This is a genomic window from Variovorax sp. GW458-11-26-14-LB1 (assembly GCF_059423965.1).
The window spans coordinates 30,565-41,516 of record NZ_JBWKYW010000060.1 but is presented as its reverse complement, the minus strand read 5'-3'; the positions used below and the strand labels follow the sequence as shown (position 1 = coordinate 41,516).

Annotated in this window: 11 protein-coding genes; 9 read left to right on the top strand and 2 right to left on the bottom strand. The window is 69.3% G+C overall.

Annotated features, from left to right (window positions below; genetic code table 11):
- The coding region (locus tag AC07YS_RS27930) for a hypothetical protein (RefSeq protein ID WP_495273931.1) at window positions 1–1,679 on the bottom strand (1,679 nt) is incomplete at its 3' end.
- Between the two features lie 135 nt (window positions 1,680–1,814).
- Here AC07YS_RS27930 and AC07YS_RS27925 point away from each other — a divergent pair.
- The 8 genes from AC07YS_RS27925 to AC07YS_RS27890 are packed head-to-tail and all read left to right on the top strand — an operon-like array spanning window position 1,815 to window position 8,530.
- Window positions 1,815–2,486: an amino acid ABC transporter permease gene (locus AC07YS_RS27925; protein ID WP_062474717.1), complete on the top strand. Its 672-nt coding sequence runs from the start codon at window positions 1,815–1,817 to the stop codon at window positions 2,484–2,486.
- A gap of 31 nt (window positions 2,487–2,517) precedes the next feature.
- A complete protein-coding gene (locus AC07YS_RS27920; RefSeq protein WP_062474720.1) occupies window positions 2,518–3,171 on the top strand; it encodes an amino acid ABC transporter permease in 654 nt (217 codons plus the stop codon).
- A gap of 56 nt (window positions 3,172–3,227) precedes the next feature.
- Window positions 3,228–4,025, top strand: a complete 798-nt coding sequence (locus AC07YS_RS27915) for a transporter substrate-binding domain-containing protein (protein WP_159277491.1) — start codon at window positions 3,228–3,230, stop codon at window positions 4,023–4,025.
- Between the two features lie 32 nt (window positions 4,026–4,057).
- On the top strand, window positions 4,058–4,813 hold the full coding sequence (locus AC07YS_RS27910) for an amino acid ABC transporter ATP-binding protein (RefSeq protein WP_056583293.1): 756 nt from the start codon (window positions 4,058–4,060) through the stop codon (window positions 4,811–4,813).
- Entirely contained in the window at window positions 4,813–5,556 is a 744-nt protein-coding gene (locus AC07YS_RS27905; protein ID WP_495269369.1) for a sugar phosphate isomerase/epimerase family protein, read from the top strand. Before AC07YS_RS27910 ends, AC07YS_RS27905 begins: the two co-directional genes overlap by 1 nt.
- 10 nt (window positions 5,557–5,566) lie before the next feature.
- Complete coding sequence (locus tag AC07YS_RS27900) at window positions 5,567–6,520, top strand: sugar kinase (RefSeq protein WP_307694134.1); 954 nt, start codon at window positions 5,567–5,569, stop codon at window positions 6,518–6,520.
- The gene (locus AC07YS_RS27895) at window positions 6,520–7,500 is read left to right on the top strand and encodes a 2-hydroxyacid dehydrogenase (RefSeq protein WP_495269370.1); all 981 of its coding nucleotides are present in this window, start codon (window positions 6,520–6,522) and stop codon (window positions 7,498–7,500) included. Before AC07YS_RS27900 ends, AC07YS_RS27895 begins: the two co-directional genes overlap by 1 nt.
- 1 nt (window position 7,501) lies before the next feature.
- Window positions 7,502–8,530 (top strand): LacI family DNA-binding transcriptional regulator, encoded by a 1,029-nt coding sequence (locus AC07YS_RS27890; protein ID WP_062474737.1) that lies wholly within the window; start codon window positions 7,502–7,504, stop codon window positions 8,528–8,530.
- Here the strand turns inward: AC07YS_RS27890 and AC07YS_RS27885 are convergent.
- Window positions 8,496–10,157, bottom strand: coding sequence for a GMC family oxidoreductase (locus tag AC07YS_RS27885; protein ID WP_495269371.1), 1,662 nt, complete (start codon window positions 10,155–10,157; stop codon window positions 8,496–8,498). The genes AC07YS_RS27890 and AC07YS_RS27885 overlap by 35 nt on opposite strands.
- A 230-nt stretch (window positions 10,158–10,387) precedes the next feature.
- On the opposite strand from AC07YS_RS27885, the gene AC07YS_RS27880 reads away from it, so the two are divergent.
- Window positions 10,388–10,888, top strand: coding sequence for a hypothetical protein (locus AC07YS_RS27880; RefSeq protein ID WP_495269372.1), 501 nt, complete (start codon window positions 10,388–10,390; stop codon window positions 10,886–10,888).
- Window positions 10,889–10,952 lie beyond the last annotated feature (64 nt).

The window sequence follows — 10,952 nt, the reverse complement described above, 5'->3', positions numbered from 1 at the left end:
CGCCACACCCGCGCCAATGCCGCCAGCTTGCCCCGAAAACTCAGCCGGTCGTTCGACAGCGCATCGATGAAGTCCGACAGCCGTTGCGACTTCACCATCGTGTAGATCGTGAGCCAGGTGGTGAACACGAACACCACGCCGAACCAGATCGCCTTGCGCCACAGCGGCGCGTCGGCTTCGGCCAGCAGGTTCATGCCGAGGAAGCCGGTGGTGACGGTGCCGATGAGGCCGAACAGCGTGACCACCGTGAGCCGCACCACGGTGCTGGCCTGGCGGCGCAGGCTGTCGGCATCGAGGTAGGTGTTCATGTCGGCGATGCGCGCCTTGACCTCGTCGTACAGCGGGTCGAGCCCGAGGTGCGCGGCGCACATGTGCGAGAGCGCGCGCACCTGTGCCTGCTCCGAAATCTCGTGGAACCAGTAGCGGTGCGTGAAGCGAAGAAAGCGCTCGAAGCTCGCGCGGATGGCGCGCTTGAACTGCTTCACGCTCGGCGTGCTGCGGATGTCGAGCTTCTTCAGCGCCTCGACCAGCTGGTCCGAGAACATCAGCAGCGAGGCCTTCTGGAAATGCGCGATGAGGAACAGCAGGAAGTGCTGGTGCCTGAACTGCGCGAGCACGCCGCGGTCGCGGCAGCAGAAGAACTCGGAGCGCGCGTCGCCCACCACGACGAGCGCGTGGCCGTTGCACAGGTAGCGCGTGTTGGGCGCCGCGCCCGTGTTCACCCAGAAGCGGTCGTAGCAGTACTTGTGCTCGAAGTCGGCCAGGTGGTGCTCGGCATAGGGCAGGTGGGCATCGGCCCCGCCCGCGCCGGTGACGAGCGCGAGCCGCACGAAGTCGTCGCGCGTGAGGCGGCGCGGATCGTCCAGCGACAGGTAGGCCATCACCGGCATGCGGTAGTACTCGATCTGGCGGTAGCGCAGCACACCGGGGTCGTCCGAATGGTCGCTCACCAGCGGCTGCATCAGGTAGGCCCAGTGCGCGGCGATGCGCGGTGCGCGGTGCTGGGCCACGTGCGACAGGAAGGCGTCGCGCTGCTGCGCGTCGGAGGCGGCGAGCACGCGGCCGTCGGCGTCCAGCCACTCGACGCTGGCCATGCAGTGCAGGGCGGCGCCGTCGGGCTCCCAGCCCGAAGGGTAGGCGCGGCCGAAGCGGTAGAGGATGTCCTGCGCCTGCGCCAGGCTCAGGTGGTCGGTGCCGACCTCGAGGTTGAGCAGCACCACGTCGATGTCGAAGAAGAAGTACAGGTCGCAGTGAATCACGTCGAGGGTGATGGGCGCCTCGCCGGGGTGCGCCACCAGCCGCACAGCCGCGATGTCGCGGCGGCGGAACACGCGCATCGGCGAATCGCCGTCGCTGCCTGTGCCGTCGGTGCTGCCGCGCGATCGGCCTTCGCCGTACAGGAAGCGCTGCACATAGGGCAGGAAGCTCACGAACTCGTTGTAGTGGCGCTCGTGGAAGCGGCCGCTCTCGCCGGTGTATTCGTCGACCTCCTCGCGCCAGGGCGAGGCCTCGCCCAGGTCGCGCAGCACGTGCCAGGGGCCGTGGTGCGTGGGCGCCGCGCCGGGCGCCGGCACGAGGCGCAAGGGCCAGAGCAGCGCCTGCCGGAAATGCTGCACGACGGGGCCGGTGGCCGCGGTGCCTGCCGGGGGAGAAGTGGGGTCCGCGTGGGGGTTCGGCATCGCGCCAGTGTAGGCAGGCGGGTAGGGCAAAACGCCCACCTAGGGGAATCCCTAGCTAGGCCTGAAACCGGTTTCATTTAAGCTGCAAGCATTCCTTTCAGGGTCTGCGCACGGCCTGGCCGTGCACGCTCCGCCATGAACTACCAGTTCCAATTCGACGCCGTCTTTGCCGCCTGGCCGCTGCTGCTCAAGGGCACGTGGATCACGGTGCAGCTCTCGCTCACCGCCACCTTGCTGGGGCTGGTGGTGGCCATCTTCTGTGCCTGGGGCAAGACCTCGGGGCCGGGCTGGCTGCGCTTCATCGTCAATGCCTACATCGAGGTGATCCGCAACACGCCGTTCCTCGTGCAGCTGTTTTTCTTCTTCTTCGCGCTGCCGGCCATCGGCCTGCGCTGGTCGCCGCAAACGGCCGCGCTGGTGGCGATGGTGGTGAACCTGGGCGCCTACGCCACGGAGATCATCCGCGCGGGCATCGAGTCGATTCCCAAGGGCCAGATCGAGGCGGGCCGCGCGCTCAACCTCAAGCCCTGGGAAATCTTCCGCTTCGTGATCATCAAGCCCGCGTTGAAGGCCATCTACCCGGCGCTCACGAGCCAGTTCATCTTGCTGATGCTGAGCTCGGCCGTGGTGTCGGTCATCTCGGCCGACGACCTGACCTCGGTGGCCGCCAACCTGCAGTCGCAGACCTTCCGCAGCTTCGAGATCTACATCGTGGTCGCGGCCATCTACCTCGCGCTGGCACTGGCCTTCTCGGCCATGTTCAAGCTGATCTACAAGCGCACGCTCAACTACCCGGACCGCCGGTAACTGACTGACCACGACGGACGGAGCACACACCATGCGCACCTTCGGTTTCCCCGAATTCCTTTTCATCCTCGAAGCGGCCCAGTGGACGCTGGCGTTGTCGGCCATCGCCTTCGTGGGCGGCGCGATCCTGGGGCTGCTCATCGCGCTGATGCGCACGTCGGAATCGACGTGGGCGCGCGCCGTGTCGACCACCTTCATCCAGATCTTCCAGGGCACGCCGCTGCTGCTGCAGCTGTTCCTGGTGTTCTTCGGCGCGCCGGTGCTGGGGCTGGACATCAACCCGTGGGTCGCCGCGGGCGTGGCGCTGGTCCTGAACAGCGCGGCCTTCCTGGGCGAAATCTGGCGCGGCTGCATCCAGGCCATTCCGCGCGGCCAGTGGGAGGCGGCGCAGGCGCTGAACCTGCACTACGTGGCACGCATGCGCGACGTGGTGCTGCCGCAGGCCTTCAAGATCGCGCTGGCGCCCACGGTGGGCTACCTGGTGCAGATCATCAAGGGCACGTCGCTCGCGGCCATCATCGGTTTCGTCGAGGTCACGCGCGCCGGGCAGATCGTCAACAACGCCACCTTCCAGCCGCTCATCGTGTTCTCGGTGGTGGCCGCCATCTACTTCGTGATCTGCTGGCCGCTGTCGCTGCTTGCGGCGCGCATGGAGCGCAAGCGCGCCCAGGCGCTCGCACGTTGACCCTTTTCGCTTTTCCTTTCTCGTCGCTTCCTTTCTTTATTCAGGAGACACATCCAATGACCGTTACCACCACCCGCCGCGCTGCCATCGCAGCCCTGGGCCTCGGCGCCGCGCTGACCGTGTTCGCTCCCTTCGCTTCGGCACAAAGCATGGCCGACATCAAGAAGAAGGGCGAGATCACCATCGGCATGCTGGTCGACTTCCCGCCCTACGGCACCACCGACGCCAAGAACCAGCCCGACGGCTACGACGCCGACGTGGCCAAGCTGCTGGCCAAGGACTGGGGCGTCAAGGCCAACATCGTGCCGGTCACCGGTCCGAACCGCATTCCGTTCCTCTTGACCAACAAGGTCGACCTGCTGGTGGCTTCGCTGGCCGTGACGCCCGAGCGCGCCAAGCAGGTGCAGTTCTCGCAGCCCTACGCGGCCGCGACCATCGTGCTGTACGGCGCCACCAAGACCTCCATCAAGGCCGCAGGCGACCTGAAGGGCCTGCGCGTGGGCGTGGCCCGCGCATCGACGCAAGACGTGGCCGTGACCAAGGCCGCACCGGAAGGCACCGAGATCCGCCGCTTCGACGACGACGCTTCGGCCATGCAGGCGCTCATCTCGGGCCAGGTCGATGCCATCGGTTGCTCGGTCACGGTGGCTGCGCAGATTGCCAAGCGCGTGCCGGCCAACACCTTCGAAAACAAGTTCACGCTGGTGCAGCAGTCGATGGGCATCGCGATGCGCCCGGGCCAGGAAGAGCTGCACAAGGCAGTGAACGAATTCGTGCAGAAGAACACCGCCAACGGCGAGCTGAACAAGCTCTACCAGAAGTGGCTGCAGGCCGACCTGCCGAAGATGCAGTGAGCCCCCGCGGCTGAAGAAGAAGGAATCCTGGCATGACGACGGAATCGATCATCCGCATGGAAGCGGTCAACAAGTGGTACGGTGAATTCCAGGTGTTGACCGGCATCGACCTGTCGGTGCGCCAGGGCGAGCGCATCGTGATCTGCGGGCCCTCGGGCTCGGGCAAGTCCACGCTTATCCGCTGCATCAACCGGCTGGAGACGGTGCAAAAGGGCCGCATCGTGGTCGACGGCATCGACCTCACGGCGGGCGGCAAGAACGTGGATGCGGTGCGTGCCGAGGTCGGCATGGTGTTCCAGCAGTTCAACCTGTTCCCGCACCTCACCATCCTGGAGAACTGCACGCTGGCGCCGATGCGCTCGCGCGGCATGACCAAGGCGCAGGCGGAAGAGGTGGCCATGAAGTACCTCACGCGCGTGCGCATTCCCGAGCAGGCGAAGAAGTACCCGAGCCAGCTGTCGGGCGGCCAGCAGCAGCGCGTGGCGATTGCGCGCGCGCTGTGCATGTCGCCCAAGATCATGCTGTTCGACGAGCCCACCTCCGCGCTCGACCCCGAGATGGTCAAGGAAGTGCTCGACACCATGATCGGCCTGGCCGAAGACGGCATGACCATGCTGTGCGTGACGCACGAGATGGGCTTTGCCCGCAGCGTGGCCGACCGCGTGATCTTCATGGCCGACGGCAAGATCGTCGAGCAGGCGCCGCCGCAGGAGTTCTTCGGCAACCCCAAGGACGAGCGCACGCGCCAGTTCCTCGGGCAAATTCTCAGCTCGCACCAAGCCCACTGATGGCCTTCGAAGTCCTGATTTCTCTGTCGTCCTTCGGTGCGGCCGAGGTGGGGCGGCACGGCCAGCTCTGGTGCTCGCAACTCTCGCGCGCGGCGGGTGCCGATTCGGTGGAAGTGCGCGGCGAGATGCTGCGCGACGCCGATGCGGAACTGCCCGCGCTGAACGGTCTTGCTTCCGTGTACTCCAGCCCCGAAGGCCTGTGGGCCGAAGGCGGCTGGCTCGACAGCGCCGCGCTGCAACGCGGCATCGCCGCCGCCACGCGCGTGGGCGCGAAGCGGCTCAAGATGTCCATCGGCGATTTCCAGCCCTCGTCGCACGGCTCGCTCTGGGGCCTGAAGGTCGCGCTGGCCGAAACGCGCGTCGAGCTGCTCATCGAGAACGACCAGACCGTGCGCGCCGGCACGCTGGCGGCGCTGCAGACCTTCTTCGACGTGGCCGACCGCGCCGGCGTGCCGCTGGGCATGACCTTCGACATGGGCAACTGGCACTGGCTCGGCGAGTGCCCGCTGCAGGCCGCGCAGGCGCTCGGCCACCGCGTGCGCTACGTGCATTGCAAGGGCGCGCAGCGCCTGCCGCACAAGTGGGTGGCGGTGCCGATGGGCGACTCGGTCGCGCCGTGGCGCGCGGTGCTGCGCGCACTGCCGGCCGATGTGCCCCACGCCATCGAATACCCTCTGGTGGGCGACGACCTGCTGGCCGTCACCCGCACGCAGATCGACTTCATCCGCGCCGCACGGACGTAGGAACACACACATGACGCAACCCACCGCCTTCGACGTCGCGCTGTTCGGCGAAGCCATGCTGCTGCTCGTGGCCGACCGGCCCGGCCCGCTGGAAGACGCCCAGTCGTTCCACAAGCGCACCGCCGGCGCCGAGACCAACGTGGCCATCGGCCTGTCGCGCCTGGGCCTGAAGGTCGGCTGGGCCAGCCGCCTGGGCACCGACTCCATGGGCCGCGCGCTGCTGGCCGCGATGCGCGCCGAAGGCATCGACTGCTCGCACGTGATCACCGACGCGACGCAGCGCACCGGCTTCCAGTTCAAGGGCCGCGTCACCGACGGCAGCGACCCACCGATCGAATACCACCGCAAGGGTTCGGCCGCCAGCCACATGGGCCCGGCCGACGTCGACGAAGCCTGGCTGCGCTCGGCGCGCCACCTGCACGCCACCGGCGTGTTCGCGGCCATTTCCGAGACCAGCCTGCAGGCCGCGCTCAAGTCGATGGACGTGATGCGCGCGGCCGGCCGCACCATCTCGTTCGACACCAACCTGCGGCCCACGCTGTGGTCGTCCACCGAAACGATGCGCCACTGGGTGAACGAGCTCGCCTCGCGCGCCGACTGGGTGCTGCCCGGCATCGAAGAGGGCCTGCTGCTCACCGGCCACGACAAGCCCGAAGACGTCGCGAAGTTCTACCGCGAGCGCGGCGCGAAGCTGGTCGTCGTCAAGCTCGGCGCGGCCGGCGCCTACTACGACAGCGACGTGGCCGGCACCGGCCATGTCGACGGCTTCCCGGTGAAGGAAGTGATCGACACCGTGGGTGCGGGCGACGGCTTTGCGGCCGGCGTGGTGAGCGCACTGCTCGAAGGCCGCAGCGTGCCCGACGCGGTGCGCCGCGGCGCCTGGATCGGCGCGCGCGCCGTGCAGGTGCTCGGCGACACCGAAGGCCTGCCGACGCGGGCGCAACTCGAAGAAGCGGGACTGTGATGACCAAGAAGAATGTGCTGGTGTTCCGGGCCCTGCCCGACGACCAGCTGGCGCGGCTGCAGGCGGTGCACCACGTCACCGTGGCCGATCCGCGCAAGGCGCCCGAGGCCTTTGCCGCTGCGCTTGCCACCGCGCACGGGCTGATCGGTTCGAGCTACAACGTCGACGCCGCGCTGCTCGATGCGGCGCCGCAGCTCGAAGTGATTTCGAGCGTGTCGGTCGGCGTCGACAACTACCCGCTGGCCGAGCTGCACAAGCGCCACATCGTGCTGTGCCACACGCCCGACGTGCTCACCGAGACGGTGGCCGACACGGTGTTCGCGATCCTCATGGCCACGCAGCGGCGCGTGGTCGAGCTGTCGACGATGGTGCGCGAAGGCCGCTGGACGAAGAACATCGGCGAGGAATTCTTCGGCACCGACGTGCATGGCAAGACGCTGGGCATCCTCGGGTTCGGGCGCATCGGGCAGGCCGTGGCAAGGCGCGCCGCGCTGGGCTTCGGCATGCCGGTGCTCTACCACGCGCGCCGCCCAGTCGACCTGGCCGCGCAGGCGCCCGAGCTGCAAGGCCGCGCCACGCACACGCCGCTCGATGATTTGCTCGCGCGCGCCGACATCGTGCTCGCGATGCTGCCGCTGACCGACGCCACGCGCGGCATGATCGACGCCGCCTTCTTCGCGCGCATGAAGCCGGGCGCGTCGTTCATCAACGGCGGCCGTGGCGCCACCGTGAACGAAGCCGCGCTGCTCGACGCGCTCGACCACGGCACCTTGCGCGCCGCCGGCCTCGACGTGTTCGCGAAGGAGCCGCTGCCGGCAGACTCGCCGCTGCGCACGCACCCGCGCGTGACGCCGCTGCCGCACATCGGCTCGGCCACGCACGAGACGCGCCACGCGATGGCCGCGCTGGCCACGACCAATCTGCTGCAGGTGCTGGCCGGGCAGAAGCCCACGGCCCCCTACGACACCGCCGCCGCCTGACATGAAGCCCACAGGCCGCGCCACCATCGCCGACGTCGCCGAAGCCGCGGGCGTCTCCAAGGCCACCGTCTCGCGCTTTCTGAACCACCGCGAGCGCCTGCTGAGCCCCGACATCGCCGCGCGCGTCGAGGCCGCCATCGCCAAGCTGGCGTACTCGCCCAGCCCGATGGCGCAGGCGCTGAGCCACGGCCGCTCGCGGCTCATCGGCCTGATCGTGGCCGACATCACCAACCCGTACTCGGTGGCCGTGCTGCGCGGCGCCGAGAAGGCCTGCCAGGACGCCGGCTACCTCGTGATGCTGTTCAACCTCGGCAACGAGAGCGAACGCGAGCGCGAGGCCATCAATGCGCTCGCGGGCTACCAGGTCGACGGCTTCATCCTCAACACGCTGGGGCGCGGCAGCAACGTGGTCGATGCGGTCACGCTGCACGGCAAGCCCGCCGTGCTGGTCGACCGCCGGCACACGGGCATGCACACCGACTTCGTCTCGCTCGACAACCACGCCGCGATGCGCGACACCTGCGGCCACCTGGTCGAGGGCGGCTACCGGGAGCTGCTGTACGTCACCGAGCCGCAGAAGGGCGTGAGCTCGCGGCGCGAGCGCACGGCCGCCTTCGGCGCCTGCGTGGCCGCGCACGAGCCGCGCGTGGCGGGCGAGGTCTTCGAATCGGTCGAAGGCGAGAACGACGCACTCGACGAGGCCCTGCGCGCGCTGCGCCAGCGTGCCAAGCGCGGTCGCCGCGCGGCGGTGGTCGCGGGCAATGCCGTGGTCACGTTGCGCGTGGCGCAGGCCATGGCGAGGCTGGACTGGCGCTTCGGCGCCGACCTGGGCTTCGTGGGCTTCGACGATCCCGAATGGGCCTCGCTCATCGGGCCGGGCCTGAGCACCGTGGCACAGCCGACCGACGAGATCGGCCGTGCCGCCGCCACCTGCCTCATCGAGCGCCTGCGCGGGCTCGACGCGGCGCCGCGTCAGCTGCTGCTGCCGGGCGAACTCATGGTGCGAGGCTCATCGACGGCACTGCCGTAGCGGATGCCGCGAAGGAGGCGGGCCCGCGCATCCAGCCGGCCGCGCGCTCCGCGATCATGATCGTCGGCGCGTTGGTGTTGCCGCCGATCAGCGTCGGCATCACCGAGGCATCGACCACGCGCAGGCCCGCGATGCCGTGCACGCGCAGCTGCGGGTCGACCACCGCCATCGCATCCACACCCATCTTGCAGGTGCCCACCGGGTGGTAGATGGTGTCGGCGCGCGCGCGGATGTGCTGCTCGAGCTGCGCGTCGGTGTGGGCGTCGGCGGTGTAGACCTCGCGGTGGCGGTATTTTTCGAGCGCGGGCGCGCGCATGATCTCGCGCGTCTTCTTCACGCCCTGCAGCAGCAGCGCCATGTCCTCCGGGTCGGCCAGGAAGCGCGGGTCGATGCGCGGCGCGGAGTCGGGGCTGGCGTCGTTCAGCCGCACGTCGCCCCGGCCCTTGGGGCGCAGCACGCACACATGGCACGAGAAGCCGAAGCCCGCGTGCAGCTTGCGCGCATGGTCGTCGGTGATCGCGATCACGAAGTGCAGCTGCAGGTCGGGCCGGCGCAGCTCGGGCGACGACTTGATGAAGGCGCCGCCTTCCGCGAACGGCGTGGCGACCAGGCCCGTGCCGTCGCGGCGCCACTGGCCGATGGCCTTGAGCAGGTGCAGCCCGCCGACCGGGCCGATGCCGAACATGTCGGTCTGCTTGGACTTGTAGGCGACGATGAAGTCGCAGTGGTCCTGCAGGTTCTGCCCCACGCCGCGCAGCGCATGCCGCACTTCGATGCCGTGGCGCGCGAGTTCGTCGGGGTCGCCGATGCCCGAGAGCATCAGCAGCTGCGGCGAGTTGAAGGCGCCGCCGCACAGCGCCACCTCGCGGCGCGCGCGAATGGTTTCGACGTTGCCGCCGCGCCGCACCTCGACGCCCACCGCGCGCCGGTCTTCGAGCACCACGCGCAGGGCCTGCGTGCCGGTCAGCACCGAGAGGTTGGGGCGCTGGTCCATCACCGGGTGCAGGTAGGCCGCGGCGGCCGAGCAGCGCTCGCCGTTCTTCGCGCCGCCGTGGAATTGCGTCACCTGGTAGAGCCCCGCGCCTTCCTGCTCGGGGCCGTTGAAGTCGTCGTTGCGCGCAATGCCGCATTCGGCGGCGGCGTGCACGAAGGCTTCGCTGATGGCGCGCGGGCTTTGCTGCTCCGACACCTGCAATGGGCCGTCGGCGCCGTGCAGCGCGCTGGCGCCGCGCTGGTTGCCTTCGGCGCGCAGGAAGTGCGGCAGCACCTCGTCGAAGCTCCAGCCGGCGCAGCCCGCGCGTGCCCAGTCGTCGTAGTCCTCTCGGTGGCCGCGCACGTAGAGCATGGCGTTGATCGCGCTGGAGCCGCCCAGGCAGCGCCCGCGCGGCTGGTAGCCGCGCCGCCCGTTCAGGCCGGGCTGCGGCACGGTCTGGTAGGCGTAGTTGTTGATGCGCGGGCGCCCCGGCAGCATCGCCACCACGGCGGCCGGCGCCCGCACGAGGATGCCGCGGCCGTCGCCGCCGGCCTCGATGAGGCAGACCGTCACCGACGGGTCCTCGCTCAGGCGCGAGGCCAGCGTGGCGCCGCCCGAGCCGCCGCCCACGATCACGTAGTCGAATTCCGCCATGGCATCTGGTCCTTCTTGTCGTTGGATGTTGGGGGCGCCGAGGCGCCGATGCGTGCACCGGCATTGTGGCCAGCGTCCCCGGGGTCGGACCCCACGGGTTTCCCCTGCCGTGGACGCACCTTGGGGCCTTTACCGATGCTTCACCCAGCGGACAAATTGCAACGCGCCGCCCGTGGCCCAATGCGCCTTCGGAGCGCCCGACCCTGCGCCCGCCCTTCAACGCTCTGCCCATGCACCTGCTTTCAGACGCGACGATATTCACCGAGGTCCGCTTCTGGGCGCTGGTGCTGTGCTCGCTGGTGCTGCCCGCCGCGATCTTCGTCACGCTGTTCGTACGGCGCGAGTTCTCCAAGACCACCGTGCTGGCCTTCGGCCTGCTGCTGATCGCGCTGGCGGGCGCGGACATCTTCCTGCTGCGCGCACTGGCGCGGCTGGCGCAGGCCACGCCTTCGCTGGCGGACGACCTCGTCTTCTCGTCGGAGCTGTCGATCGCGCTGTACATCTTTCCGGCGGCGTTCGGCACCCTCGGGCTGAACATGGTGTCGCACGTGCTCATGCACTACCTGAAGCAGAAGGAAGCGCGCTTCGAGGCCCACCGGCAGGCACCGACGTCGGCACCGCCACGGCGCCGAGGGTCGCGCGTGCTGCGCCACCGTCGCGTGGCATCGCGCATGTCGTCCCGGCCGGGCTCGCGCGCGGCGGCGGCGCGCCGTCCGCCCGCGGACCGCTGAGGGCGATACCCGGCGGGTTTCCTCCGGCGCCCACGGGGAACCGTGGGGTTCGACGCCGGTTGCC